The sequence below is a fragment of the Streptomyces sp. NPDC048196 genome (assembly GCF_040652715.1).
Lineage (GTDB): Bacteria > Actinomycetota > Actinomycetes > Streptomycetales > Streptomycetaceae > Streptomyces > Streptomyces siderophoricus.
The window spans coordinates 233,698-260,199 of record NZ_JBEZMM010000004.1 but is presented as its reverse complement, the minus strand read 5'-3'; the positions used below and the strand labels follow the sequence as shown (position 1 = coordinate 260,199).

The window sequence follows — 26,502 nt, the reverse complement described above, 5'->3', positions numbered from 1 at the left end:
TTTCCCCGCCGCCCACCCCCCTTCGGGGGGTGGGCGGGTCAGGAGCGCACCCGCCCCCGCCACCCCTGTCACCCCCGCCCCGTACGATGCAAGGGTGACCAGTACGCAGCGGGTGCCCTTCCTCAAGGGGCACGGCACCGAGAACGACTTCGTGATCGTCCCCGACCCGGACGGTCTGCTCGACCTTCCCGCGGCCGCGGTCGCCCGGATCTGCGACCGGCGGGCCGGCCTCGGCGGTGACGGCGTGCTGCGCGTCGTACGGTCCGCAGCGCACCCGGAGGCGCGTGATCAGGCCGACGAGGCCGAGTGGTTCATGGACTACCGCAACGGCGACGGCTCGATCGCCGAGATGTGCGGCAACGGCACCCGGGTCTTCGCGCGCTACCTGCTGCACGCCGGCCTGGTCGAGGCCGGCGACCTCGCCATCGCCACCCGCGCCGGCGTGCGCCGCGTCCATCTGGCCAAGACCGGCGACGTCACGGTCTCCATGGGCCGCGCCGAGCTGCCCGAGGACGGCGTGGTGGTCACGCTCGGCGGCCGCAGCTGGCCGGCCCGCAACGTCAACATGGGCAATCCGCACGCGGTCGCGTTCGTCGAGGACCTGGCCCACGCCGGGGACCTGCTGGCCGTACCGCCGTTCAGCCCCGCGGCGGTTTATCCCGATGGCGTCAACATCGAGTTCGTGGTCGACCGCGGACCTGGGCACGTGGCGATGCGCGTCCACGAGCGCGGCTCGGGCGAGACCCGGTCCTGCGGCACCGGCGCCTGCGCGGTGGCCGTCGCGGCCGCCCGGAGGGACGGTCTTGACCCGACGGCGACCGGAACCCCCGTCACCTACAGGGTCGATGTGCTCGGCGGCAGCCTGAAGATCACCGAGCTGCCCGACGGCACGGTCGAGATGACCGGACCGGCCGAGATCGTCGCCGAGGGCACCTTCGACCCCACCTGGCTCACCGCCGCGCTCGCCTGACCGGCCCACGACAGGGAGGCCGGGCGGGCACGCTCCCCGGCCGCCCTGCAAAAACGATTCAGGCCAAAAGATTCGCTCGAACGGGTGATCCGTATCACTCTGAGCGAGAGGTGGACAGCACTGCGTGATGGGCTCGATAGCATCAAGCACCGGCCCGGGACACCGGAACTGACGCGTCCCACCGCCGGTCGACGCTGCCGGAGGTGCCCATGAGCGCAGAGGCCACGAACCCTGGTAACCCTGGAGCAGCGGGTCGCGGGCGCGGCCGCCGCCGACTGGAGCTCAGAGGGCTGCGCCGCATCGGCCGCGCCGCACTGCTCGGCCCGGCCCCCCGCGACGGCCTCCCGCACGCCCTGGAGCACGTCGCCCAGGTGCACCGCCGCCACCACCCCGACGCCGCCCTGGACACCCTCGCCCGGGCCTATCTGCTCGCCGAGTCCTCGCACCGCGGCCAGCTGCGCAAAAGCGGTGAGCCGTACATCACCCACCCGTTGGCCGTGACCCTCATCCTCGCCGAACTCGGCGCCGAGACCACGACGTTGACCGCCTCGCTGCTCCATGACACCGTCGAGGACACCGATCTGACGCTGGATCAGGTGCGCGAGCGGTTCGGCGCCGAGGTCGGCTATCTCGTCGACGGCGTGACCAAGTTGGAGAAGGTCGACTACGGCGCCGCCGCCGAGCCGGAGACCTTCCGCAAGATGCTGGTGGCGACCGGCAACGACGTCCGGGTGATGTCCATCAAGCTCGCCGACCGGCTGCACAACATGCGCACCCTCGGCGTGATGCGGCCCGAGAAGCAGGCCCGGATCGCCAAGGTGACCCGCGACGTGCTGATCCCGCTGGCCGAACGCCTCGGCGTCCAGGCGCTGAAGGCCGAGCTGGAGGACCTGGTCTTCGCGATCCTGCACCCCGACGAGTACGCCACCACACAGGCCCTCGTCCTGGAGTACGCCGGCCGGCCCGACCCGCTCGCCGACATCGCGGAGCGGATGCGCACGGTCCTGGCCGAGGCCGGCATCGACGCCGAAGTCCTCGTCCGGCCACGGCACTTGGTCTCCGTGCACCGCGTACGGCTGGCCCGCCGCGAGCTGACCGGCGCCGACCTGGGGCGGCTGCTGGTGCTGGTGGCCGAGGACGCCGACTGCTACGCCGTCCTCGGTGAGCTGCACACCTGCTTCACACCGGTGGTCTCCGAGTTCAAGGACTTCATCGCGACACCGAAGTTCAACCTCTACCAGTCGCTGCACACCGCCGTCACCGGCCCCTCCGGGGAGATCGCCGAAACCCTGATCCGCACCCACCAGATGCACCGGGTCGCCGAGGCCGGGGTGATCGCGCTGGGCAACCCGTACGCACCCACGGACGGACCCGACGCCCCCGAGGGCGAGCGGGCCGACCCGACCCGCCCCGGGTGGCTCTCCCGTCTGCTGGAGTGGCAGCGCACCACCCCCGACCCGGACACCTTCTGGACCTCGCTGCGCGCCGATCTCGCCCAGGACCGCGAGATCACCGTCTTCTGCGCGGACGCCCCCTCGGACGGTTCGGACGCCACGGACGGGGCGGCCGGCGAGGCCATCGGTCTGCCCGCCGGCGCCAGTTGTGTGGACGCGGCGTACGAGCGGCACGGCGAGCGGGCGCACTGTTGTATCGGCGCGCGCGTCAACGGCCGGCTCGCCACCCTCGCCACCGTCCTGCACGACGGCGACAGCCTGCAGCTCCTGATGGCCCCGGACTCCGCCGCCGGCCCCTCGCCGGAATGGCTCGACCACGCCCGTACGCCCGCCGCGCGGCTCGCCATCGCCCGCTGGCTGTCCGGTTCCCAGGAGCCCGCCGTCGGCCCGCAGGGGCCCGCCGAGCCCCCTTCCGGGCCGTCGCCCGCCGGCCGGCCCGCCCCGGACGGCGAGAGCCCCGCGGCGGCCCGTGCCACGCCCGGTTCGGTCCTCGCGGTCGCGGACCTCCCCGGCGCCGCGGTCCGGCTGGCCGGCTGCTGCACACCGGTACCGCCGGACACCGTCACCGGCTTCGCCGTACGGGGCGGCGCGGTCACCGTGCACCGCGCCCTGTGCCCCGTCGTGGCCCGTATGGCGGCCACCGGACGGCAGCCGGTCGGGGTGCGCTGGCGGGGCGCGGGCCAGGGCACCCACGGCTGCCGGGTCACCCTCATGGCCGAGGCCTTCAGCCGGCCGCACCTCCTGGCCGACCTCACCGAGGCGATCGCCGCCCAGGGCGCCGCCGTGGTGTCCGCCGCCGTCGAACCCCCGCACGAACAGCGCGTGCGCCACACCTACACGCTGCACCTGCCGAACGCCGCCGGGCTGCCCTCCCTGATGCGCGCCATGCGGCAAGTCCCCGGCGTATTCGACGTGTTGCGCGCCGGACGGGTCCGGCAGGCTGCGGCGATGCGTCCCTGAGGCCGGACCGGCCAGGGCTGGTGACGGCCCGTCGGACGGCTGCGGGCCGTCCGGAGGACGCCCTCCGGGACAGACGCACGGGGCACCGCCCGTTCGGGTGCCGTTTGACGGCTCGCCCACCGCGGAGGCGGCCGCGTTGGTAGCCGTAGTTCATGTCCCTTCGCTCACGCCGACCGTCCCGCGACCCCGACCGCACCGTCCCCGCGCCGCGCGGTGCCCGAACCGGCCGGCTCCGGCGCTCCGGCCGCCGGGCCGCCGCACTCGGGCTGGCCGCCGTCGCCACCCTCGGCGTGGCCGAGCCGCAGCCCCTGGAGGCGCAGGGCCTGGGCGACCGGCTCTTCCCCACGCTCGGCAACACCGGCTACGACGTCACGTCCTACGACGTCTCCCTGGACTACTCCGGCCACAACGACCGGCCGATGAACGCCACCACGGAGATCACCGCGCACGCCACCACCGAGCTCGACCGGCTCAACCTCGACTTCGCCCGCGGCACGGTGCGCTCCGTGAAGGTCGGCGGCCTGCCCGCCCGGTACGAGCAGCACGGCGAGGACCTGGTGGTCGTCCCCCCGGTCCACATCTCCCGGGGACAGCAGATCAAGATCTCCGTCCAGCACACCAGCGACCCCCGCGGCAAGACCGACGGCGGCTGGATCCGCACCACCGACGGGCTGGCCATGGCCAACCAGGCCGACGCCGCCCACCGCGTCTTCCCCTGCAACGACCACCCCTCCGACAAGGCGTTCTTCACCTTCCGCATCACCGCCCCCCAGGAGCTGACCGCGGTCGCCAACGGCCTGCCCCTGGGGGCGGCCGGCACCCGCGCGGCACGCCGTACCTGGACCTACCGCACCGCCCACCCGATGGCCACCGAACTCGCTCAGGTCTCCATCGGGAAGTCCAGCGTGCTGTTCCGACACGGACCGCACGACCTGCCGATCCGCGACGTGGTCCCGACCGCGAACCGCGCGGCGCTCGCCAAATGGCTGGCCAAGACGCCGGAGCAGGTCGCCTGGATGGAGAGCAAGGTCGGCCCCTACCCCTTCGAGGCGTACGGGGTGCTGATCGCCAACGCCCGCACCGGCTTCGAGCTGGAGACCCAGACCCTCTCGCTCTTCGAGAAGGACCTGTTCACGGTCGAGCACCTGCCCGCCTGGTACGTGGAGTCCGTGATGGTGCACGAACTGTCGCACCAGTGGTTCGGCGACAGCGTCAGCCCGCGCCGCTGGTCCGACGTCTGGCTCAACGAGGCCCACGCCACTTGGTACGAGGCGCTCTACGCCCAGGAGAAGGGCGACCGCCGGGCCGACCTGGAGACCCGGATGCACCGGGCGTACGAGCAGTCCGACGGGTGGCGGGCCGAGGGCGGGCCGCCCGCCGCGCCCAAGGTCCCCAGCCCCGGCCAGAAGATCAGCATCTTCCGCCCCATCGTCTACGACGGCGGCGCCCTGGTCCTCTACGCACTGCGGCAGAAGATCGGCCCGGCGGCCTTCGACCGGCTCGAACGCGAATGGGTGGCCCACCACAAGGACGGTGTGGCCGACTCGGCCGACTTCACCGCGCTGGCCTCCAAGATCTCCGGTCAGGACCTCACCGGCTTCTTCCAGGAGTGGCTCTACGGCGCGCACACCCCGCCGATGCCCGGCCACCCGGCGTGGCGGCCCGGTGCGGCCGGCGACCTGGGCAAGCCGGCGCAGCCCGGGCAGCCCGTGAAGGGCGGACAGCCCGGCAAGACCGGACAGCCGGTGAAGCTCGCCGGAAAGCCCACGCCCCGCGGAAAACCCGCGTGACCGCTCTCCCGGGCCGTGGGACCATCATCAGGTCGGCGCCGGCAGCCCGGGAATCTCCGGAGCGTGTCGTACGTTGACACCTACGACAGTCCCGCTGGGGCCATCCATCCGGTCCCATGAGGGCTTCCCAACGACGCAAAGGATCAAATGACCTCCTCTTCTTCCCTTCCGCAGGACCGGCAGCGCCTCCCGGAGAGCCTTCGGGCCGACGCCCTGATGGAAGAGGACGTCGCCTGGAGCCACGAGATCGACGGGGAGCGCGACGGCGACCAGTACGACCGGTCGGACCGCGCGGCGCTGCGCCGTGTGGCGGGCCTTTCCACCGAGCTCGAAGACATCACCGAGGTCGAGTACCGCCAGCTCCGACTGGAGCGCGTGGTGCTCGTCGGTGTCTGGACCTCCGGGACGGTGCAGGACGCGGAGAACTCCCTCGCCGAGCTCGCCGCGCTGGCCGAGACCGCCGGTGCGCTGGTGCTCGACGGTGTCATCCAGCGCCGCGACAAGCCCGACCCGGCCACCTACATCGGCTCCGGCAAGGCGCTGGAGCTGCGCGACATCGTGCTCGAATCCGGGGCCGACACCGTGGTGTGTGACGGTGAGCTCTCCCCGGGCCAGCTGATTCACCTTGAGGACGTCGTCAAGGTCAAGGTGGTCGACCGGACCGCCCTGATCCTCGACATCTTCGCCCAGCACGCCAAGTCCCGGGAGGGCAAGGCGCAGGTCTCGCTGGCCCAGATGCAGTACATGCTCCCGAGGCTGCGCGGCTGGGGCCAGTCGCTGTCCCGGCAGATGGGTGGCGGTGGCTCCGGCTCCACGGGCGGCGGTATGGCCACCCGTGGTCCCGGTGAGACCAAGATCGAAACGGACCGGCGGCGGATCCGCGAGCGGATGGCGAAGCTGCGCCGGGAGATCGCGGAGATGAAGACCGGCCGGGACACCAAGCGCCAGGAACGCCGGCGCCACCAGGTCCCCTCGGTCGCCATCGCCGGCTACACCAACGCCGGCAAGTCCTCCCTGCTCAACCGCCTCACCGGCGCCGGCGTGCTGGTGGAGAACGCCCTGTTCGCCACCCTGGACCCGACCGTCCGGCGGGCCGAGACGCCCAGCGGGCGGCTCTACACCCTCGCCGACACCGTCGGCTTCGTCCGGCACCTGCCGCACCACCTCGTCGAGGCGTTCCGCTCCACGATGGAGGAGGTCGGCGACTCCGACCTGATCCTCCATGTGGTCGACGGCTCGCACCCGGTGCCGGAGGAGCAGCTGGCCGCCGTCCGCGAGGTGATCCGGGACGTCGGCGCCACGGACGTCCCCGAGATCGTGGTCGTCAACAAGGCCGACGCGGCCGATCCGCTGGTCCTCCAGCGGCTGCTGCGCCGGGAGAAGCACGCGATCGCGGTCTCGGCCCGTACCGGCCAGGGCATCGCTGAGCTGCTGACCCTGCTCGACGAGGAACTGCCCCGGCCGCGGGTCGAGATCGAGGTCCTGGTGCCCTACACCCAGGGCGCACTGGTCTCGCGGGCGCACGCCGAGGGCGAGGTGCTCTCCGAGGAGCACACCGCCGAGGGCACGGTCCTCAAGGCGCGGGTCCACGAAGCGCTGGCCGCCGAGTTCCGCCCGTTCGTGCCGGCGGCGTAAGGCCCCGCACATACGGCCCGCAGGTACGCAGAAGGCCCGCTCCGGGAGACCGGAGCGGGCCTTCGCCGTGGTGGCGGCCCGGTGGGACGGTGCCGGGCACCGCCCCACCTCAGCGGACTACTGCTTGCTCGCCCACTTCTTGCTCATGTTGTCGAAGATGGCCTTGGCCTCCGGGCCCAGGTGCGGGCCGGCCGACCAGCGGGCCGGGCGCGGACCCATCGACATGTTGGAGACCAGCACCGGCTTGCCGTCGGCGCCCTTGATGAACCAGGGGCCACCGGAGGAGCCACCGGTCATCGTGCAGCCGATCCGGTACATGGTCGGCTTGTTGGCGTCCATCGACAGCCGGGTCGGCTTGTCGGTGCAGCTCTGCTGCGCGGCACCGTCGAACGGCGCCTCGGCCGGGTAGCCCTGCGCGGTCAGGCTGGGGATCTTGGCCATCGCCGGGGCGTTGAAGTCGACCTGGTACGCGCCGCCGGCCATCTCCTCCAGCGACTTGCCGCCGGTGCTCTCCTCCGGCTTCACGTGCATCAGCGCGAAGTCGTACGGGGCCATCGGCACGCCCGGCACGGCGCCGCCGTCCTTGATCCACTCGCTGGACGTCGCCATGTCGTCCGCCCACCACTTGCCCGAGGGGACGCGCTCCTCGAAGGGCTTGTTCTTCAACTGGCCTGCGCTGCCGCCGGTCTTGTTGAAGTTCGGCACGAACATCATGTTGCGGTACCAGCCGCCGTTCTTGCCGGCGTGCACACAGTGCGCCGCGGTCCACACCAGGTTGGACTTACCGGGGTGCGCCGGGTCCTTGACGACGGTGGCGGAGCAGCGCGACTCGCCCTGGGGCGTGCTGAACAGCAGCAGTCCCACACCGGGAGCGGTGGTGGTGTACGGGGTCTTGACGGGCTGAGCGGGGACGGCGGCCGGCTCAGGATCCGTCTTGCCCTGGTCCTCCGAGATGTCCTCGGGCTTGCTGGGGTCCTTGGGCGGCTTGACCTTCTCGATCTTGTCAGGGTTCCAGAAGTTCTTGATGATCGGGTTGATGAACTCCCCGGCCTCCCGGAGCCACTTGTCCCGGTCCCAGTTCTTCCACTCGCCGTTCTTCCACTTGTCCAGGTCGAAGCCGTGTTCCTTGAGCTTGTCCTGGATGTCCTTGGGGATCTTGATCGCCCCCCCACCCGTGGTGTCCGCCGCGGACTGACTGGGCTTGGCGTCCGCGTTGTCGCTGTCCGGCCCGCAGCCGGTGGCGGTGAGCGCCACTACGGCGGTGAGGGCGGCGGCGGCCAGGACGGGCCGTCGTATGGATCGCATGGGTGGGGTCCCCCTGATGAATCGAATGGTGTGGCTTTGAGCGGAGTCGCTCGGTTCCGGAAGTTGTCATGAACCTCAAGATCCGAGCGCAGGACCCCACTATGCCGGTGACGATGGGGACGGCGGTACTCGGGTCCCCGGTTCCAGCCCCTCAAGGATCTTGTTCCGGGCCGTGATCCGGCGTCGCCGCCGTCGTTGGTACGTACGGGGGACGGCCGGGCTGCCCGCCGGCCCGCTCGGTATGCAGCAGCTCACCAAGCAGGAGGACACAACTGCCGTGGCGTTGACCGAAATCGTGCCGGCGGCCGCGCCGCCGGCCCACGAGGGGATCCTGCGTCGACAGTCCCTGCGTGAGTCCGCAGCCCGTACGTACGCGCGCTCACTGCCCATCGTCCCGGTGCGCGCCCGCGGGCTGACCATCGAGGGTGCCGACGGCCGGCGCTACCTCGACTGCCTCTCCGGCGCCGGCACCCTTGCCCTCGGCCACAACCACCCCGTCGTGCTCGAAGCGATCCGCACGGTCCTCGACTCCGGCGCTCCGCTGCACGTCCTCGACCTGGCCACCCCCGTCAAGGACGCCTTCATCACCGAGCTGTTCGCCACGCTGCCCAGGGAGTTGGCCGAAAAAGGGCGGATCCAGTTCTGCGGCCCGGCCGGTACGGACGCCGTCGAGGCGGCCTTCAAACTCGTCCGCACCGCGACCGGCCGGGACGGCCTGATGGCCTTCTCCGGCGCCTACCACGGCATGACCGCCGAGGCGCTCGCTGCCTCCGGGGGCGCCCGGCACACCAGCGTGGCCCGGCTGCCCTACCCCTACGACTACCGCTGCCCCTTCGGCACCGGCGGTGAGCGCGGCGCCGAACTCGCCGCCCGCTGGACCCAGAACCTCCTCGACGACCACAAGAGCGGGGTGCCCCGGCCGGCCGGGATGATCCTCGAACCCGTCCAGGGCGAAGGCGGGGTGATCCCCGCCCCGGACGGCTGGCTGCGGCGGATGCGGGAGCTCACCGCGGCCCGGCAGATCCCGCTGATCGTGGACGAGGTCCAGACCGGCGTCGGCCGCACCGGCACCTTCTGGGCGATCGAGCACAGCGGCATCGTCCCCGACGTGCTCGTCCTGTCGAAGGCGATCGGCGGCAGCCTGCCGCTGGCCGTGATCGTCTACCGCGAGGAACTCGACGCCTGGCAGCCCGGCGCACACGCCGGCACCTTCCGCGGCAACCAGCTCGCCATGGCCGCGGGCCGCGCCACCCTCGCCCACGTCCGCGCCAACGGCCTCGCCGAACGCGCCGGGGCACTCGGCGCCCGGATGCTCGACCGGCTCCGCGCCCTGGCCGGCGCCCACGACTGCATCGGCGACGTCCGCGGCCGCGGACTGATGCTCGGCCTCGAACTCGTCGACGCGGGCGCCGACCTCGACCCCGGCGGCGCCCGCCCCGCCGCCCCGCACCTCGCCGCCGCCGTCCAACAGGCCTGCCTGGACCGCGGCCTGATCGTCGAGCTCGGCGGCCGGCACTCCGCCGTCGTCCGGCTGCTGCCACCCCTGACCATCACCGACGAACAGGCGGACGCGATCCTCGACCGCCTCGCCGACGCCATCACGGCGGCGGTCCGCACCGACCCCGGGCCGACGGCCTCGTCCCCCACGACACTGTGAGGCACCACCCCATGAACGAACGCCCCGGCCCCGACGGCACCCCGCCCGCCGAGCGCCTCCCCGACCGGCACCACGGCGCGGGCACGATCGAGTCCGTCCCCCGCCAGCAGCGGCGCGCCCCGGAGGACGCCTGCCACCAGCAGACCCACGAGGGCCCGGACCTGGCCACCGGCCCGCTCACCGCGCCCCCCGCCTACGACCGCGTCCCCGGCGAGCACGACCCGCTCGACCACCCCGACCCGGCGGTCGCCGCGGACGCCGCGGGCATCGAGCACCTGCTGCGCTGCTGGCTGCGGGAGAACGGCAGCCCCCGGCCGACCGGCGGCCGGCTCCGCCTCCCGCTGCCGGCCAGCGCCACCGCACTCCACATCCCCGTCCGCTACTGGTCGCCCACCGGCTGGCACCGCCTGGGCGCACCCGGCCTCGAAGGCGCCCCGGCCGGCGCCGCCCCGCTGGACGCCGTCACGCTCGCCGCGCTGCTGCGCCGCGAGGCCGCGCACGGCGGTGACCGGCAGGCCTCGGACGGCGGCGAGCACCGCGTCGCCGACGGTGGGGAACGGATGGCCCCGGAGGGCGAGCCGACACCGGACGGCGACGGCGCCGAACTCCTCGGCCGGGTCGCCGACTCCGTCCGGAACGTGGCCACCTTCCTTGCCGACCGGCGCGCCCGGCCCGCCGACGACCACGGCGCGCTCTTCCTCGAAGCCGAGCAGTCCCTGCTCCTGGGTCATCCGCTGCACCCCACCCCCAAGAGCCGGGAAGGGCTCAGCGACGCCGAGACCCGGGCCTATTCGCCCGAACTGCGCGGCGCCTTCCCGCTGCACTGGATCGCCGTGCACCGCTCCGCCGTCGCCGCCGACTCCGCCTGGACCGAACGCGGCAAGCCCGTCCCGGCGGAACGGCTCACCGCCCGCCTCGCCGGTGAGGGCCTCCCACTCCCCGACGGCACCGTGCCGTTGCCGCTGCACCCCTGGCAGGCCCGCGAGCTGGCCGGACGCCCCGACCTCACCGCCCTCCGCGACGCCGGACTGCTGCACGACCTGGGCCCGCACGGTCCGCTCTGGCACCCCACCTCCTCCGTCCGCACCGTCCACCGCCCCGACGCGGAGGCCATGCTCAAGCTCTCCCTCGGGCTGCGCATCACCAACTCCCGCCGGGAGAACCTCCGCAAGGAACTGATCCGTGGCGTCGAGGTGCACCGGCTGCTGCGCACCGGACTCGGCGAGCAGTGGCAGGCCGCCCATCCCTGCTTCGACATCGTCCGCGACCCGGCCTACCTCGCCGTCGACGGCCCCGACGGGGAACCCGTCCAGGGCCTGGACGTCGTCATCCGCCACAACCCCTTCACCCGCACCGACGACGCCGTCTGCATCGCCGGTCTCACCTCGCCCCGCCCCTGGCCCGGCCACGCGGGCGTCCGCTCCCGCCTCGAAGACCTCGTCGGCACCCTCGCCGCCCGCACCGGACGCCCCACCGGCGCGGTGGCCACGGAGTGGTTCCTGCGCTACCTCGAAGCGGTCGTCCGGCCCCTGCTGTGGCTGGACGGCACGGCCGGGATCGTCCTGGAGGCCCACCAGCAGAACACCCTCGTGCTGCTGGACCCCGACGGCTGGCCGACCGGCGGCCGCTACCGCGACAACCAGGGCTACTACTTCCGCACCTCCCGCCGCGCCGGTCTCGAACGGCGGCTGCCCGGCATCGGCGTCGTGAGCGACACCTTCGTCGCCGACGACGTCGTCGACGAACGCTTCGCCTACTACCTCGGCATCAACAACGTCCTCGGCCTCATCGGGGCCTTCGGCTCCCAGCGCCTGGCCCGCGAGGAGATCCTGCTCGCCGCCTTCCGCCGGTTCCTCGCCGACGCCGCCGCGGCCCCCGAAGGACACCGCTCCCCGCTCCCCGAGCAGTTGCTGGCCGCCCGCACCCTGCGCTGCAAGGCCAATCTCGCGACCCGGCTGCACGGCCTGGACGAACTCGTCGGTCCCGTCGAAACCCAGTCCGTCTACGTCACCCTGCCCAACCCCCTCGTTCCCTAGGACGCCGATCCGTCCGACCCCGGACCCCCGCCCCCCGTCCCCGGCGCCGACGCCCCGCGACCCACAAGGCCACGCGGCATCCGGCCACGAGAGGAGAGCGCCGCCGTGCCATCCACCGATTCCGGCATCGACTCCAGCGCCGACCAGGCCGCCCACCACCCGCTCACGGCAGCCCGCACCACCCGGGGCACCGGCGGCCCCGGCCGGCCGCCGTCCCCCGCCGGCCGGCTCCTCGACGACCTGGCGGACTGGGGAGCGGCCCGCACACCTGCCGGGCCGTTCCAGCTCGTCCCCGTCCAGCCCGCCCGCGACCTGGAGCGGATCACCGCCTGGATGAACGATCCGGCCGTCTCGGCCTTCTGGGAGCTGGCCGGGCCGCCGGGGACCACCGCCGCCCACCTGCGCAGCCAGCTCGACGGGGACGGCCGGAGCGTGCCCTGCCTGGGCGTGCTCGACGGCGTGCCGATGAGCTACTGGGAGATCTACCGCGCCGATCTCGACCCGCTCGCGCGCTCCTACCCGGCGCGCCCCCACGACACCGGGATCCACCTCCTCCTCGGCCGCGCCCACGACCGCGGCCGCGGCCTGGGCAGCACCCTGCTGCGCGCCACCGCCGACCTCGTGCTCGACCGCCGCCCGGACTGCACCCGGGTCCTCGCCGAGCCCGACCTGCGCAACACCGCGTCCGTCGCGGCCTTCCTGACCGCCGGCTTCCGCTACGCCGACGAGCTCGAACTCCCCGGAAAACGCGCGGCGTTGATGGTCCGCGACCGCGCCTACCGCCACCTGCTCTGACCCCGGGGCCGTCTGTCGACGGCCCCGCTCCGGTCCGTCGTCCACCCCGCCGCTCCGGTTGTCCCCCGTACGAGCCGGGGCGGTCCCGCTTCGAGGAGTCCCGCCTTGCCTCCTGAGCCCCAGCCTTCGCAGCACGCCTGGCAGCACGCCGCCCGCCGGCTCTTCGCCAAGATCCTGGCGGAGTTCGCGTACGAGGAAGTCCTCGCGCCCGAGCCCGACGGCACCGGCCCGGACGGCGTCCCCCGCTACCGCCTGCCGGTCTCCGACGGAACGATCTACCGCTTCCGGGCCCGCCGCGGCGCCTACGGCCACTGGCGCGTCGACCCCGCCTCGATCACCCCCGACGCCGACCCCTTCCACTTCCTCACCCACGCCCACGACACCGTCCTGGGCCTGTCCGGTGACACCACCGGCCACCTCATCCGGGAGCTGACCGCCACCCTGGCCGCCGACACCCGGCTCGACGCCACCGCTCTGAGCGCCGCCGACCTCGCCGACCTGGACTACGCCGCCCTGGAAGGCCACCAGACCGGCCACCCCTGGCTCGTCGCCAACAAGGGCCGGCTCGGCTTCTCGGCCACCGACGCGGCGACCTGGGCACCCGAAGCGCGCACCGCCCGCCGCCTGCCCTGGCTCGCCGCGCACCACGGCATCGCCCACTACCGCGGTATCCCCACGCTGGCCACCCCCGACCGTCTCTACGGCGAGGAACTCACCCCCGCCACCCGTCACACCTTCGCCCGCGCCATCACCGACGAGGGCCGCGACCCCGCCGACTACCTCTTCCTCCCCGTACACCCCTGGCAGTGGGACGAGACCGTCGCCCCGCTCTTCGCCCCGCAACTCGCGGACAGATCCATCATCGCGCTGCCCACTGACAACGACCTCCGGCTGCCGCAGCAGTCGATCCGCACCTTCCTCAACGTCAGCCGGCCCGAGGCCCGTACGGTCAAACTGCCGCTGTCCATCCTCAACACCCTGGTCTGGCGCGGACTGCCCACCGAGCGCACCCTCGCCGCGCCCGCGGTCACCCGCTGGGTCCACGGCCTGCGCGACGCCGACCCCTACCTCCGCGACGAGACCCGGGTGATCCTCCTCGGCGAGATCGCCTCGGTCACCGTCGAGCACCCCCTCTACGACCGGCTGCCCGGCGTCCCGTACCAGTTCAAGGAGCTGCTCGGCTGTATCTGGCGGGAGCCGCTGCACGGCTGCCTCGACCCCGGCGAACGGGGCCGCACGCTGGCCTCGCTGCTGCAGACCGACCCGCAGGGCCGCGCGCTGACCGCCGAGCTGGTACACCGCTCCGGCCTGGCCCCGCGCGTCTGGCTGGCCCGCCTCTTCGCCGCGCTGCTGCCCCCGCTGCTGCATTTCCTCTACCAGTACGGCACGGTCTTCTCCCCGCACGGCGAGAACGCCATCGTGATCTTCGACGAGCACGACGTCCCCACCCGCCTCGCGGTCAAGGACTTCGTCGACGACGTGAACACCAGCGACCGGCCGCTGCCGGAGCACGACTCCATGCCGGAGGACGTGCGCACCGTCCTGCTCACCGAACCGCCCGCGTTCCTCACCCAGTTCATCCACTCCGGCCTGTTCGTCGGCGTCTTCCGCTACCTCGCCCCGTTGTGCGCCGACCAACTCGGTGTTCCCGAAGAGGAGTTCTGGTCACTCGTACGGGCGGAGATCCTCCGCCACCACGAGCGCTTCCCCGGGCTGAAGGAGCGGTACGAGACGTTCGACCTGCTCACCCCGCGGATCGAGCGGCTGTGCCTGAACCGCAACCGTCTGCATGTGGACGGCTACCGGGACCGCCGCGAGCGCCCGCACGCCGCGGTGCACGGCACCGTCCCCAACCCCCTGCACCATCCGTGACCCGGCACGGTGTCAGTGGTCCCGCGTAGGCTTGCAGCGCTATGACGAAGCCCTCCCTCCCCGATCTGCTCCATGCCGCCGTCACCGCCGTCGGCGGCACCGAGCGCCCCGGCCAGGTGGCGATGGCCGAGGCCGTCGCCGAGGCCGTGGACGACAGCGCCCACCTGCTGGTCCAGGCCGGCACCGGCACCGGAAAGTCCCTCGGCTATCTGGTGCCGGCGCTCGCCCACGGCGAGAGAGTGGTCGTCGCCACGGCCACCCTCGCGCTCCAGCGCCAGCTGGTGGAGCGCGATCTTCCGCGGACCGTCGACGCGCTGCACCCGCTGCTGCGCCGCCGCCCCGAGTTCGCCATGCTCAAGGGCCGCTCGAACTACCTGTGTCTGCACCGCCTCCACGAGGGCGTCCCGCAGGAAGAGGAGGACGGCCTCTTCGACGTCTTCGAGCAGGCCACCCCCACCAGCAAGCTCGGCAAGGACCTGCTGCGGCTGCGGGACTGGGCGGACGAGACCGAGACCGGCGACCGCGACGCCCTCACCCCCGGCGTCTCGGACCGCGCCTGGGGCCAGGTCTCGGTCTCCTCCCGGGAGTGCCTGGGCGCCTCGAAGTGCGCGTACGGCGCGGAGTGCTTCGCCGAGGCCGCCCGGGAGCGCGCCAAGCTGGCCGACGTCGTCGTCACCAACCACGCGCTGCTGGCCATCGACGCGATCGAGGGCGCCCCGGTCCTCCCGCAGCACGAGGTCCTGATCATCGACGAGGCCCATGAGCTGGTCTCCCGGGTCACCGGCGTCGCCACCGGCGAGCTGACCCCCGGCCAGGTCAACCGCGCCGTGCGCCGGGCCGCCAAGCTCGTCAACGAAAAGGCCGCCGACCAGCTGCAGACCGCTTCCGAGACCTTCGAGCGCCTGATGGAGCTGGCCCTGCCGGGTCGCCTGGAGAAGATCCCCGAGGACCTGGGCTACTGCCTCATGGCGCTGCGCGACGCGGCCCGTACGGTCATCTCGGCGCTCGGCTCGACCCGCGACAAATCGGTGCAGGACGAGGACGCCGTCCGCAAGCAGGCGCTCGCCTCGGTGGAGAACGTCCACGCCGTCGCCGAGCGCATCGCCAACGGCTCGGAATACGACGTGGTCTGGTACGAGCGCCACGACCGCTTCGGCGCGTCCCTGCGGGTGGCGCCGCTGTCCGTCTCGGGGCTGCTGCGCGAGAAGCTCTTCGAGGACCGCTCGGTCGTCCTCACCTCCGCCACGCTCAAGCTGGGCGGTGACTTCAACGGCGTCGCGGCCTCCCTGGGGCTCTCCCCGGAGGGCACCCAGCGCGAGGACGCACCCCCGTGGAAGGGCCTCGATGTCGGCTCGCCCTTCGACTACTCGAAGCAGGGCATCCTCTATGTCGCCAAGCACCTCGCCCAGCCGGGCCGGGAGGGCAGCCGCGGCGACATGCTCGACGAGCTCGCCGAGCTGATCGAGGCCGCCGGCGGGCGCACCCTGGGCCTGTTCTCGTCCATGCGCGCCGCCCAGGCCGCCGCCGAGGAGCTGCGCGGCCGGCTGGACGTGCCGATCCTGCTCCAGGGCGAGGAGACCCTCGGCGAGCTGATCCGGAACTTCGCCGCCGACGCCCGGACCTGCTTGTTCGGCACGCTCTCCCTCTGGCAGGGCGTCGACGTACCGGGGCCGAACTGCCAGCTGGTGGTGATGGACCGGGTGCCCTTCCCACGTCCGGACGATCCGCTGATGAGCGCCCGGCAGAAGGCCGTCGAGGAGGCCGGCGGCAACGGCTTCATGGCCGTGGCGGCCACCCACGCCGCGCTGCTGATGGCCCAGGGCGCCGGCCGCCTGGTCCGTGCCACGGGCGACCGCGGAGTCGTGGCCGTCCTGGACCCGCGGGTCGAGCGGGCCCGCTACGGCTCGTTCCTGCGCGCCTCGATGCCCGACTTCTGGTACACCACCGACCGCAACCAGGTCCGTCGCTCCTTGGCGGCCATCGACGCGGCCGCCAAGGCGGGGGAAGAGAAGCCGGAGCAGTAGCACGAGCCAGGGACCGCAGAGGGTGCAGAAGGTCGAGCCCTGCTGTGGGTACCGGCATGCACGCCTGGCCGGGCACGTAGGGCCCGATACGCACAGCAGGGCTCCGGGACCGGCGCAGTGGTCCCGGAGCCCGGTCGTGAGGGGTGGGTCAGACCCGCCGCAGTACGGCCACCACCTTGCCGAGGATGGTCGCCTCGTCACCAGGAATCGGCTGGTACGCGGAGTTGTGCGGCAGCAGCCACACATGGCCGTCCTCGCGCTTGAAGCGCTTCACGGTGGCCTCGCCGTCCAGCATGGCGGCGACGATGTCACCGTTCTCGGCGACCGGCTGGCGGCGGACCGTGACCCAGTCGCCGTCGCAGATCGCGGCTTCGATCATGGAGTCGCCGACGACCTTCAGGACGAACAGTTCACCGTCGCCGACGAGCTGGCGGGGGAGCGGGAAGACGTCCTCGACCGACTCCTCCGCGAGGATCGGGCCACCGGCCGCGATCCGGCCGACCAGCGGGACGTAGGACGCGGCCGGCTTGCCGGCGGTCTCCGTCGCGGCGCTGGTGGCGGTCTGGTCCGAGCCGCGGACCTCGTACGCCCGCGGGCGGTGCGGGTCGCGGCGGAGGAAACCCTTGCGCTCCAGGGCCATGAGCTGGTGGGCGACGGACGAGGTGCTGGACAGCCCGACGGCCTGGCCGATCTCCCGCATGGACGGTGGATAGCCGCGCCGCTGCACCGAATCCCGGATCACCTCGATCACCCTGCGCTGGCGGTCCGTGAGCCCCGAACTGTCCGCGCGGATTCCTGGAGGCCGACCGGGAAGCGATCGGGCGGGCTTCTGCTCTTCGGAGTCCAACGTGGCGTCTTCCATCGGCTGCCGCGGTGCCTTTTGCGGGTGTTCGAACCGGCTCTGGGAGTGGCTTTGTGCGGTGATGGTCGCGCTGTCTGCGGTGGTGGTCACGTCGGCCCCTCTCGAAATGTTCTCCCTAGTTAGCCAACGGTAGTTGCTTTCGAAAGGTTGCGCCAAACACACGTTCGAGTGAAATATTCGCTGATTGGCTGACCCGATCAAGTGGCTGGGTGTATGGCCGAGCGGCGAATTTCCGCGCGCAACGGAGGGGCCGTGCGGTCGGCCCGATTGTGTCATCCCTGCCCCGCCGCGCCCCCGGGCGGGTGGCGTCCCGTACCCTCGTGGGCGGCCGTCCGGCCCGCCCCCCCTCGCGACACGCGGTAGGCGGATGTAAGCGGGCCGACACCATATCTAGTGGTTAGATGCGTTCGGCCGCCCACAAGTTGTGGTGCCTGGTCCTTCGGGGCGCCGGGATCGCCTATGCTTGGGGCTGCTTCGGAGGGCCCTGGCGGCCGGCCGGGGTTATTCGTCGTACGCCGGGATCGTTGGCGTACGTACGTCCGTACATCGAGGGTGAGGAGGGTCGAGCCATGCACTGCCCCTTCTGCAGGCACCCCGACAGCCGGGTGGTCGACAGCCGGACGACGGACGACGGGACGGCGATCCGCCGGCGCCGTCAGTGCCCCGACTGCTCCCGCCGTTTCACGACCGTCGAGACGGCGTCCCTGATGGTGATCAAGCGGAGCGGGGTCACCGAGCCCTTCAGCCGCAACAAGGTCATCGCCGGGGTGCGGAAGGCGTGTCAGGGCCGCCCGGTCACCGAGGACGCACTCGCCAAGCTCGGCCAGCGGGTCGAGGAAGCGGTGCGCGCGACCGGCAGCGCCGAGCTGTCCACCCATGACGTCGGGCTCGCCATACTGGGCCCGCTGCAGGAACTCGACCTCGTCGCGTACCTGCGCTTCGCGTCCGTTTACCGGGCCTTCGATTCGCTCGAGGACTTCGAGGCGGCCATTGCCGAGCTGCGGGAGCAGCGCGAGCAGGGCCCGCCCGGCCCGGGCTGCGGGAGTGACGGGGAGGCCGACGCGGCCGTTCCCGCGCCCGCCACCGCCGCCGACTGAGCTCGGCGCGCATCCAGACCTGTATCGGGGCGAGAGCAGGGCGCCCCGGTAGCAGAAAGACAAACACCGTGCCACGGAATGCGTGCGCACATATGGGCGTTTGCCCGTATACAGGGAGGCGGAATGACAGAGACGACGAGCGGCCCGGCACGAGGCTCCCGCGCCAAGGGCAGCAAGGCGAGCAAGGGTCTGCGTATCGAGCGCATTCACACCACGCCCGGAGTGCATCCGTACGACGAGGTGGAATGGGCGAGCCGTGACGTCGTCATGACCAATTGGCGCGACGGCTCGGTCAATTTCGAGCAGCGTGGCGTCGAGTTCCCCGAGTTCTGGTCGGTGAACGCGGTCAACATCGTCACGAGCAAGTACTTCCGTGGTGCGGTGGGTTCCCCGAGCCGTGAGTCGAGCCTCAAGCAGCTGATCGACCGCGTGGTCAAGACGTACCGCAAGAGCGGCGAGGAGAACGGTTACTTCGCCTCCCCGGCGGACGCCGAGATCTTCGAGCACGAGCTGGCGTACGCCCTGCTGCACCAGATCTTCAGCTTCAACTCCCCGGTGTGGTTCAACGTCGGCACCAAGCAGCCGCAGCAGGTCAGCGCCTGCTTCATCCTGTCCGTCGACGACTCCATGGAGTCGATCCTGGACTGGTACAAGGAAGAGGGGATGATCTTCAAGGGCGGCTCCGGTGCCGGTCTGAACCTCTCCCGCATCCGCTCCTCCAAGGAACTGCTCTCCTCCGGTGGCAACGCCTCCGGTCCGGTCTCCTTCATGCGCGGCGCCGACGCCTCCGCCGGAACGATCAAGTCCGGTGGCGCCACCCGCCGGGCGGCCAAGATGGTCGTGCTCGACGTCGACCACCCGGACGTCGAGGCCTTCATCGAGACCAAGGTGAAGGAGGAGGAGAAGATCCGCGCGCTGCGCGACGCGGGCTTCGACATGGACCTGGGCGGCGACGACATCACGTCCGTCCAGTACCAGAACGCCAACAACTCGGTCCGTGTGAACGACGAGTTCATGAAGGCCGTCGAGTCCGGCTCGAAGTTCGGCCTGCGCGGCCGCCTGACCGGTGAGGTCATCGAGGAGGTCGACGCCAAGGGCCTGTTCCGCAAGATGGCGGAGGCCGCCTGGGCGTGCGCCGACCCCGGCATCCAGTACGACGACACCATCAACCACTGGCACACCTCGCCGGAGACGGGCCGGATCACCGCCTCCAACCCGTGCAGCGAGTACATGCACCTGGACAACTCCTCGTGCAACCTCGCCTCGCTCAACCTCCTGAAGTTCCTGCGCGACGACGACCTGGGCAACCAGTCCTTCGACGCCGAGCGCTTCGCCAAGGTCGTCGAGCTGGTCATCACCGCGATGGACATCTCCATCTGCTTCGCCGACTTCCCCACCCAGAAGATCGGTGAGACCACCCGCGCCTACCGCCAGCTGGGCATCGGCTACGCCAACCTGGGCGCCCTGCTGATGGCCACCGGCCACGCCTACGACTCCGACGGCGGCCGCGCGCTGGCCGGTGCCATCACCTCCCTGATGACCGGCACCTCCTACCGCCGCTCCGCCGAACTGGCCGCGGTCGTCGGCCCGTACGACGGCTACGCCCGGAACGCCGACGCCCACCAGCGCGTCATGAAGCAGCACTCGGACGCCAATGGCACCGCGGTGCGCATGGACGACCTGGACACCCCGGTCTGGGCCGCGGCCACCGAGGCCTGGCAGGACGTGCTGCGCCTCGGCGAGAAGAACGGCTTCCGCAACGCCCAGGCGTCCGTGCTGGCCCCGACCGGCACGATCGGCCTGATGATGGACTGCGACACCACGGGTGTCGAGCCGGACCTGGCGCTGGTCAAGTTCAAGAAGCTGGTCGGCGGCGGCTCCATGCAGATCGTGAACAACACGGTCCCCAAGGCGCTCAAGCGGCTCGGCTACCAGCCCGAGCAGGTCGAGGCGATCGTCGCGCACATCGCCGACCACGGCAATGTCGTCAACGCCCCGGGCCTCAAGCCGGAGCACTACGAGGTCTTCGACTGCGCCATGGGCGAGCGCTCCATCTCCCCGATGGGCCACGTCCGCATGATGGCCGCCGCCCAGCCGTTCCTCTCCGGTGCGATCTCCAAGACGGTCAACGTCCCGGAGTCGGCCACCGTCGAGGAGATCGAGGACGTCTACTTCCAGGGTTGGAAGCTCGGCCTGAAGGCGCTGGCGATCTACCGCGACAACTGCAAGGTCGGCCAGCCGCTCTCCGCCAAGAAGAAGGAGGAGGAGAAGAAGGCGGTGGCCGAGCCGGTCGCCGAGAAGATCGTCGAGTACCGCCCGGTCCGCAGGCGCCTCCCCAAGGGTCGCCCGGGGATCACCACCTCCTTCACGGTCGGCGGTGCCGAGGGCTACATGACCGCCAACTCCTACCCGGACGACGGTCTTGGTGAGGTCTTCCTGAAGATGTCCAAGCAGGGCTCGACCCTCGCGGGCATGATGGACGCCTTCTCCATCGCGGTGTCCGTCGGCCTCCAGTACGGCGTCCCGTTGGAGACCTACGTCTCGAAGTTCACCAACATGCGCTTCGAGCCGGCCGGTATGACCGACGACCCGGACGTGCGGATGGCGCAGTCGATCGTCGACTACATCTTCCGCCGCCTGGCGCTGGACTTCCTGCCGTTCGAGACCCGCTCGGCGCTCGGCATCCACTCCGTCGAGGAGCGCACGCGCCACCTGGAGACCGGTTCGTACGAGCCGTCCGACGACGAGGTCGACGTCGAGGGCCTGGCCCAGTCGGCGCCGCGCCAGATCGACCCGCCGAAGGAGTCCACCCCGGCGGTGAAGATCGTCGAGGAGGTCGCCGCCCCGGCCCCCAAGCAGGCGCACACCAACGCCGAACTGGTCGAGATGCAGCTGGGCATCAACGCCGACGCCCCGCTGTGCTTCTCCTGCGGCACGAAGATGCAGCGCGCCGGAAGCTGCTACCTGTGCGAGGGCTGCGGGTCGACCAGCGGCTGCAGCTGAGCCGGTGACGGGTCGCGCCGGAGAGGTCTTCGGCGCGGCCCGTACGGCCCGCTCAGCGGGTCCGCAGGGCTCAAGGACGTACGGAGGGGACCGGTCGGGCGCCGGTCCCCTCCGGCGTGTCCGGGGCGCCGTTGCGGCCGCTCGTCCGGGGGCGGAGCACGGAGTTCAGGGCCGCGGCGGCCAGCTGGACACCGGCGATGACGGCCAGGAGGAGCGCCGGCGGCAGTGCGGCCGCCGCGCCGACGAGCGTCGCGCCCACGGCTGCCGCGGTGAACTTCAGCCCTGCCCCCAGGGTGAAGACCTGCGCCCGGGTCCGCGGTGGCGCGTGTGCGGCGCGGATGCGCAGCGTGGCGGTCAGCAACGGGCCGTCGCACACGCCCGCGAGGGCGAAGAGGGCCAGGCCGGCCACCGGGGACGGGACCAGCGCGGCGGCGGCCAGCGCCAGGCCGGTCCCGCACAGCGCGACGGTGGCGAGGCGGTGATCCGGGAGGAGCGGCGGCCGGCGGGCCACCACCAGGGAACCGATGAGCGCCCCGACGGCGAACGCGGTCATCAGGGCGCCACCCGCCCCCGGGTGTCCCCGGTGGGCGGCGAGCAGCACCGTAGTGGTGGTGAGGCCTCCGAGACCGCCGAAGGCCAGACAGGTCGCCGCCGTAATGGCGCGCAGCTCACGGGTGCGCCATACGGCCGCGAGTCCGGCCACGAGGTCCGTGCGCAGGGTGGTGGCCGGTGCGGCGCCGGACGCCGGCGGTTCCGCGCGCCGGTACGGCAGTCCGCCGGCCAGCGCCGCCCCGAGGGCCGCCGCGACCGCGAGGAACAGCATGGCCGTGCCCGGTGAGGCCAGTGTGGCCACCGTGCTGACCACGGCGGGTCCGGCCACCGAGGCGGCGTTGTAGACCGTCGCGTCCAGGGCGTAGGCCCGGTCGCGCCGTGCGCCCGCCGGCAGCAGAACGGCGAGCAGGCTGGACAGACCGCCGGAGACGACCGGTCCGCAAGCGCCGCCGGCCAGGGCGACGGCCAGCGTCACCGGTAGCGGGGCCCGCCCGAGGAGCTGCGACAGTACGGCGATGGCTGCGGCGAAACCGCCCAGCGCACCGAGGTAGCACAGCCGCAGATGGCGCACCCGGGGAGCGAGGGCACCCACCAGGGGAGCAGCGATCACATGCGGCGCCATCCAGGCGGTGAGGACGAACGCGCCCTGCGCCGCGCTTCCGGTCCGGTGCACCGCCAGCAGGACGACCGCCACGGCCATCCCTTCATCGGCGAGGCGGGCGAAGAAGGCGGTGGCCAGATAGAGCGGTAATCCAGCGCGTTCCCTCGGGACGGGCTGTCGCGGCATACGCATCTCCAGGTTTCCGGTGAGCTGACCTCAGCCTCCAAAGGATGCGGGGTAACGGCTTATCGGCACAAGCCGTTACGCTGGGAGGGTGTGAACGGGACCATGGGTGTGCGCCATGCGCGCGCGGAGCGGGGAGTCCGTGACGGCTGAGGTGGCAGGGGCGCGTGGGTTCCGACCCGCGGACCGGCTGAAGGATCTGGTGAATGCGGTACGCGCGGATCCCGGTATCTCCCGGGAGGCGCTGGCCGGGCTGCTCGCGCACCACGGGGAGCGCCCGGAGGACCTCACCGAGCAGGCGTTCACCAGAGAGGACGCCGAGAGCCTGCGGGCGGCCGCGGACCGGCTCGGCGCTCTCCTCGCCGAGCCCGATGTCGACCGGGCCGCCCACGCCATCAACGCGCTGCTGGCCGAATGCGGCGCCCGTCCGCACCTCTCGCGGCACGACGGGCACACCTGGCAGCTGCACATCGACCGGGGGGACGACGCGACCTGGGCCGAGTGGTTCACCGCCTCAAGTGCCCTGGCGCTGGCGCAGATCCTCACCGAGTACGGACGGATGCCCTGGGGGGAATGCGCCGCTCCGGGGTGCACCAGGCTCTATCTGGGCACCGGCCCCGGGAGCGCGCGCCGCTACTGCTCGACCGCCTGCGCGTCACGGGCACGGGTCGCGGCGCACCGCCGCCGCAAGAGGGAGGGCGGATAGCGGCGCGCTCCATGAGGGCAGTCAAGCGGCGCGGTCCGCTCCCGCGGGCGCCGCGGGACCGCCTGGGTCAGTGCCCCATCAGCCGGGCGAAGTCGGCCGGTTCGGTGTCGAAGCCCCGGAGTGCGGAGTTGAAGCGCCAGTTGCCCGTATCGTCCCGGACGAACTCGGCGACCGTCGTGGCGGTCGACTGCGCGACCTCGGCGAAGTCGTGTGAGGCCAGGTCGGTGTAGCCCTCGCGGATGCGTACGGCCGCGTTGGCGACGTCGCCGAAGGTGATGCGGTCTTCGCCCTGCTGGATGGCCACGCCGACGACCACCCGTACGTAGGTCTCGGACAGCCGGTCCAGTTCGAGCGTCATGATCTCGTCCCAGCCGAAACCCTGGCCCGTCCGACTGTCGCGGTTCAGGTTGATGGTTCCGTCGGGCGACCGGCTGTCGAAGTGCACCAAATAGGCCGGGTCGCCGTGCGGGGCGTCGGCCGGATAGGGCGCCGCGACGATGTCGAGGTCATGGTCCGGCGCGCCCATCGGGCTCGGATCCCATTTGAGCGCTACTTCGACCTTCTCGATCCCTTTGTTGAGCGTGCTCACCGGGCTTCCCTTCCCTCGTCCCCCGGGGGTGCGGTACCGCCGACGTGCTCGCGCGGACGGGCCCCGGGACTTCCCGTTGGCGACCATCGTGCCACGCCAGGTGCCCGAGGGTGCCGGGGAACTTCCCCTGGTCAGAGGTGACTTGATGCCATTGCCGTTGGCCGGAAAATACCCTTCGGGCCTCAGGGAGGGGCGTTCCTCATGTGTCTCAGGATGCCTTCTGGTTCCAGAGATGGTGCAGATGGCCGTCGAGGACGTCCAGGGCGGTGGCGGGGGAGAGGTGGCCGATCAGGACGTGGGCGGTGAGGCCGTCGGCGAGGGCGAGGAGCGTTCGTGCCGCCCGCTCCGGGTCTTCGATGTCGGAGGCCTCCGAGATCAACCGCGTGAACACCGTCTGAAGACCTGTGTAGTTGCTGCGCAGGATTTCGGCCAGTGAGGGGCTGACGGCGGCCTGCGCCACGAAGGCGAGCCAGACCCGGGCCTCGGCCCGGTGCTCGTCCCGGAGCAGTGAGACCTCGGTTGCGGCGTGGCCCAGCGCCGTGCGTGCCGACTGTGCGGGCGAGGCGGTGAGCCGTGCCGCCACCCGGGCGCCGACCCGCTCGCCGATGTGGCCGAGCGCGAAGACCAGCATCTCCTCCTTGGTGCGGAAGCAGCGTTGGACGGCTCCCATGGACACGTCGGCGCGCGCCGCGACATCGCGGAGCGTCACACCCTCCAGGCCGCTCTCGTCGGCGAGTTGGCACACCGCCTCGGCGATCTGCCGACGTCGGCCCTCGTGGTCCACCTGCTTGGGCATCCCGTGCGCTCCGGTTTATTCGATGCGGGCGTATCGCTGGCAAGGTTACGGTGCCGAAGCGATGCAAGTGCATCGGAAAACGGTCGGCCTGGTAACCGCGGCGGAACGTGCGACGTCCGGTCCCGGGCCCGAAAGGGGAGAAATGCACAGCGCGTTGTGGAAACTGACCGCCGCTGCCCAGGCGGCGGCGGTGCGCGACGGGGACGTGTCGGCGGTCGAGCTGATCGATGCGCACCTGGTGCGGATCGCCGAGGTCAACCCGGCCGTCAACGCCGTCACTCAACTGCTCGCCGAGCGTGCCCGGACCGAAGCGGCGGCGGTCGACCGCAAGCGCGCCGAGGGGGCGGAGCTGGGGCCGCTGGCCGGGGTGCCGTTCACGGTGAAGGAGAGCACCGCCATCGAGGGCGTACCGACGACCTTCGGCGCGGAGCGTTTCCGCGACCTCGTCGCGCGCTCCGACGCGCCCCCGGTGGCAAGGCTGCGCGCGGCGGGCGGCATCCCCCTCGGACACAGCAACATGCCGACGCTCATCCTGGCCGGTGTCCACACCCGGAGCGAGCTGTACGGGGACACCGCGAACCCCTGGAGCGGGGCGGTCACCCCGGGTGGCACCAGTGGTGGCGACGGTGCGGCCGTGGCGAGCGGTATGGCTCCGCTCGGCCTCGGCAACGACTCCGGGGGGTCGGTGCGCATCCCGGCGTCCTTCTGTGGTGTGGCCGGACTCAAGCCCACCTACGGGCGGTTCGCCGCCGATCACCGCATCGGGTCCGACGATCCTTCCCTCGCGGCCCAGTTCCTCGTGGTCGACGGGCCGTTGGCCCGTACGGTCGGCGATCTCCGGCTCGCCTACGAGGCGCTGGCCGGAGCCGATCCCCGCGACCCGAGGGCGGTACCGGTGCCCCTGTACGGCGAGCCGCTGGAGCGGCCCGCCAAGGTGGCAATGGTGACCGATCCGGGTGGGCACGGTGTGCACCCTTCCGTGCGCAAGGCGGTGGAGAGTGCCGCGGACGCGCTCCGGGACGCCGGGTACGAGGTGACCGAGGTGGCCGATGTGCCGCGGCTGGACGAGGCCCTGGACGCGTACGCCCGTATGACGCGCACCGAGTTCGCCATCACCTGGCCGGTGGTCAAGCCCCTGCTCGGCGAGGGCGGGCACCGCTACATCGAGCGGGGCATGGCGGAGGTCGCTCCGGTGGGGCTGGCCGAGTACCTGCGGCTGACCGGCGTGCGGATGGGCATCCAACGGGACTGGGCGCAGTTCCTGGACGAGTATCCGCTGGTCCTGGGCCCGGTGTTCACCGAGCCGCCGTTCGCGCCGGGGGAGGAGGTACGGGACGACGAGGGCTATCGGCGGGTGCAGAACGCCATGCGGCTGTGTACGGCCACCAGCTTCGTGGGGGTCCCCGCGGTCGCCGTGCCCACCGGAGTGGTGGCGGGGCTCCCGTATGGCGTGCAGCTGATCGGCCGCTCCTACCGGGAGGACCTGTGTCTGGAGGCGGCCGAGGAGGTGGAGCGACGGCTGGGGGTACTGACGCCCATCGATCCCCGTCCGTAAGGAAGTTCGGGGTGGTACGCACAGTGATCCGGATCGGCCCCCGGGCCGTACGATGGCGCG

The 26,502-nt window shown here is 72.0% G+C and carries 17 protein-coding genes and 1 pseudogene; 13 read left to right on the top strand and 5 right to left on the bottom strand.

What is annotated here, in order from left to right:
* Nucleotides 1-94 precede the first annotated feature (94 nt).
* The 4 genes from dapF to hflX all read left to right on the top strand — a co-directional run bounded on the left by dapF (nucleotide 95) and on the right by hflX (nucleotide 6,809).
* On the top strand, nucleotides 95-970 hold the full coding sequence (gene dapF / locus AB0E02_RS07860; protein ID WP_362137121.1) for a diaminopimelate epimerase: 876 nt from the start codon (nucleotides 95-97) through the stop codon (nucleotides 968-970).
* A 209-nt stretch (nucleotides 971-1,179) separates the two neighbouring features.
* Nucleotides 1,180-3,384: an HD domain-containing protein gene (locus tag AB0E02_RS07855; protein WP_362137120.1), complete on the top strand. Its 2,205-nt coding sequence runs from the start codon at nucleotides 1,180-1,182 to the stop codon at nucleotides 3,382-3,384.
* Nucleotides 3,385-3,536: 152 nt separating this feature from the next.
* Nucleotides 3,537-5,174, top strand: a complete 1,638-nt coding sequence (locus AB0E02_RS07850) for a M1 family aminopeptidase (protein ID WP_362137119.1) — start codon at nucleotides 3,537-3,539, stop codon at nucleotides 5,172-5,174.
* A gap of 147 nt (nucleotides 5,175-5,321) precedes the next feature.
* The gene (gene hflX / locus AB0E02_RS07845; RefSeq protein WP_362137118.1) at nucleotides 5,322-6,809 is read left to right on the top strand and encodes a GTPase HflX; all 1,488 of its coding nucleotides are present in this window, start codon (nucleotides 5,322-5,324) and stop codon (nucleotides 6,807-6,809) included.
* A 117-nt stretch (nucleotides 6,810-6,926) separates the two neighbouring features.
* On the opposite strand, the gene AB0E02_RS07840 is transcribed toward hflX, so the two are convergent.
* Nucleotides 6,927-8,114, bottom strand: a complete 1,188-nt coding sequence (locus AB0E02_RS07840; RefSeq protein ID WP_362137117.1) for a hypothetical protein — start codon at nucleotides 8,112-8,114, stop codon at nucleotides 6,927-6,929.
* Between the two features lie 277 nt (nucleotides 8,115-8,391).
* Between AB0E02_RS07840 and AB0E02_RS07835 the strand changes: the two genes are divergently transcribed.
* The 5 genes from AB0E02_RS07835 to AB0E02_RS07815 all read left to right on the top strand — a co-directional run bounded on the left by AB0E02_RS07835 (nucleotide 8,392) and on the right by AB0E02_RS07815 (nucleotide 16,498).
* Nucleotides 8,392-9,771: a diaminobutyrate--2-oxoglutarate transaminase family protein gene (locus AB0E02_RS07835; protein WP_362137165.1), complete on the top strand. Its 1,380-nt coding sequence runs from the start codon at nucleotides 8,392-8,394 to the stop codon at nucleotides 9,769-9,771.
* Nucleotides 9,772-9,782: 11 nt separating this feature from the next.
* Nucleotides 9,783-11,807 carry an IucA/IucC family protein gene (locus tag AB0E02_RS07830; RefSeq protein WP_362137116.1) on the top strand — a complete coding sequence of 675 codons (2,025 nt, stop codon included), beginning with the start codon at nucleotides 9,783-9,785 and terminating at the stop codon, nucleotides 11,805-11,807.
* Between the two features lie 105 nt (nucleotides 11,808-11,912).
* Nucleotides 11,913-12,602, top strand: a complete 690-nt coding sequence (locus AB0E02_RS07825) for a GNAT family N-acetyltransferase (protein WP_362137115.1) — start codon at nucleotides 11,913-11,915, stop codon at nucleotides 12,600-12,602.
* Nucleotides 12,603-12,707: 105 nt separating this feature from the next.
* Entirely contained in the window at nucleotides 12,708-14,474 is a 1,767-nt protein-coding gene (locus AB0E02_RS07820) for an IucA/IucC family siderophore biosynthesis protein (protein ID WP_362137114.1), read from the top strand.
* Nucleotides 14,475-14,515: 41 nt separating this feature from the next.
* On the top strand, nucleotides 14,516-16,498 hold the full coding sequence (locus AB0E02_RS07815) for an ATP-dependent DNA helicase (RefSeq protein ID WP_362137113.1): 1,983 nt from the start codon (nucleotides 14,516-14,518) through the stop codon (nucleotides 16,496-16,498).
* A gap of 148 nt (nucleotides 16,499-16,646) precedes the next feature.
* Here the strand turns inward: AB0E02_RS07815 and lexA are convergent, their stop codons facing one another.
* Nucleotides 16,647-17,450 (bottom strand): transcriptional repressor LexA, encoded by an 804-nt coding sequence (gene lexA, locus AB0E02_RS07810; RefSeq protein WP_362137112.1) that lies wholly within the window; start codon nucleotides 17,448-17,450, stop codon nucleotides 16,647-16,649.
* A gap of 479 nt (nucleotides 17,451-17,929) precedes the next feature.
* On the opposite strand from lexA, the gene nrdR reads away from it, so the two are divergent.
* Together nrdR and AB0E02_RS07800 are read left to right on the top strand one after the other, a co-directional pair.
* Nucleotides 17,930-18,457, top strand: a complete 528-nt coding sequence (nrdR, locus tag AB0E02_RS07805; RefSeq protein WP_030798830.1) for a transcriptional regulator NrdR — start codon at nucleotides 17,930-17,932, stop codon at nucleotides 18,455-18,457.
* A 123-nt stretch (nucleotides 18,458-18,580) separates the two neighbouring features.
* Nucleotides 18,581-21,460 (top strand): vitamin B12-dependent ribonucleotide reductase, encoded by a 2,880-nt coding sequence (locus tag AB0E02_RS07800; protein ID WP_362137111.1) that lies wholly within the window; start codon nucleotides 18,581-18,583, stop codon nucleotides 21,458-21,460.
* Nucleotides 21,461-21,530: 70 nt separating this feature from the next.
* On the opposite strand, the gene AB0E02_RS07795 is transcribed toward AB0E02_RS07800, so the two are convergent.
* Nucleotides 21,531-22,799 carry an MFS transporter gene (locus AB0E02_RS07795; protein ID WP_362137110.1) on the bottom strand — a complete coding sequence of 423 codons (1,269 nt, stop codon included), beginning with the start codon at nucleotides 22,797-22,799 and terminating at the stop codon, nucleotides 21,531-21,533.
* A 115-nt stretch (nucleotides 22,800-22,914) separates the two neighbouring features.
* Here AB0E02_RS07795 and AB0E02_RS07790 point away from each other — a divergent pair, with 115 nt between their 5' ends.
* Nucleotides 22,915-23,502, top strand: coding sequence for a CGNR zinc finger domain-containing protein (locus AB0E02_RS07790; RefSeq protein ID WP_362137109.1), 588 nt, complete (start codon nucleotides 22,915-22,917; stop codon nucleotides 23,500-23,502).
* Nucleotides 23,503-23,569: 67 nt separating this feature from the next.
* Here the strand turns inward: AB0E02_RS07790 and AB0E02_RS07785 are convergent.
* Together AB0E02_RS07785 and AB0E02_RS07780 are read right to left on the bottom strand one after the other, a co-directional pair.
* Nucleotides 23,570-24,106: pseudogene (locus AB0E02_RS07785) on the bottom strand (TerD family protein); the annotation flags it as partial.
* A 193-nt stretch (nucleotides 24,107-24,299) separates the two neighbouring features.
* Complete coding sequence (locus AB0E02_RS07780; RefSeq protein ID WP_362137108.1) at nucleotides 24,300-24,887, bottom strand: TetR family transcriptional regulator C-terminal domain-containing protein; 588 nt, start codon at nucleotides 24,885-24,887, stop codon at nucleotides 24,300-24,302.
* A gap of 142 nt (nucleotides 24,888-25,029) precedes the next feature.
* On the opposite strand from AB0E02_RS07780, the gene AB0E02_RS07775 reads away from it, so the two are divergent.
* Complete coding sequence (locus AB0E02_RS07775) at nucleotides 25,030-26,442, top strand: amidase (protein ID WP_362137107.1); 1,413 nt, start codon at nucleotides 25,030-25,032, stop codon at nucleotides 26,440-26,442.
* Nucleotides 26,443-26,502 lie beyond the last annotated feature (60 nt).

Excerpts from the sequence above, each read along its gene's own strand:
- AB0E02_RS07855 (WP_362137120.1), top strand. The coding sequence starts at position 1,180 with ATGAGCGCAGAGGCCACGAACCCTGGTAACCCTGGAGCAGCGGGTCGC.
- AB0E02_RS07850 (WP_362137119.1), top strand. The coding sequence starts at position 3,537 with ATGTCCCTTCGCTCACGCCGACCGTCCCGCGACCCCGACCGCACCGTC.
- hflX (WP_362137118.1), top strand. The coding sequence starts at position 5,322 with ATGACCTCCTCTTCTTCCCTTCCGCAGGACCGGCAGCGCCTCCCGGAG.
- AB0E02_RS07840 (WP_362137117.1), bottom strand. The coding sequence starts at position 8,114 with ATGCGATCCATACGACGGCCCGTCCTGGCCGCCGCCGCCCTCACCGCC.
- AB0E02_RS07830 (WP_362137116.1), top strand. The coding sequence starts at position 9,783 with ATGAACGAACGCCCCGGCCCCGACGGCACCCCGCCCGCCGAGCGCCTC.
- AB0E02_RS07815 (WP_362137113.1), top strand. The coding sequence starts at position 14,516 with ATGACGAAGCCCTCCCTCCCCGATCTGCTCCATGCCGCCGTCACCGCC.
- nrdR (WP_030798830.1), top strand. The coding sequence starts at position 17,930 with ATGCACTGCCCCTTCTGCAGGCACCCCGACAGCCGGGTGGTCGACAGC.
- AB0E02_RS07800 (WP_362137111.1), top strand. The coding sequence starts at position 18,581 with ATGACAGAGACGACGAGCGGCCCGGCACGAGGCTCCCGCGCCAAGGGC.
- AB0E02_RS07795 (WP_362137110.1), bottom strand. The coding sequence starts at position 22,799 with ATGCCGCGACAGCCCGTCCCGAGGGAACGCGCTGGATTACCGCTCTAT.
- AB0E02_RS07790 (WP_362137109.1), top strand. The coding sequence starts at position 22,915 with ATGCGCGCGCGGAGCGGGGAGTCCGTGACGGCTGAGGTGGCAGGGGCG.
- AB0E02_RS07780 (WP_362137108.1), bottom strand. The coding sequence starts at position 24,887 with ATGCCCAAGCAGGTGGACCACGAGGGCCGACGTCGGCAGATCGCCGAG.
- AB0E02_RS07775 (WP_362137107.1), top strand. The coding sequence starts at position 25,030 with ATGCACAGCGCGTTGTGGAAACTGACCGCCGCTGCCCAGGCGGCGGCG.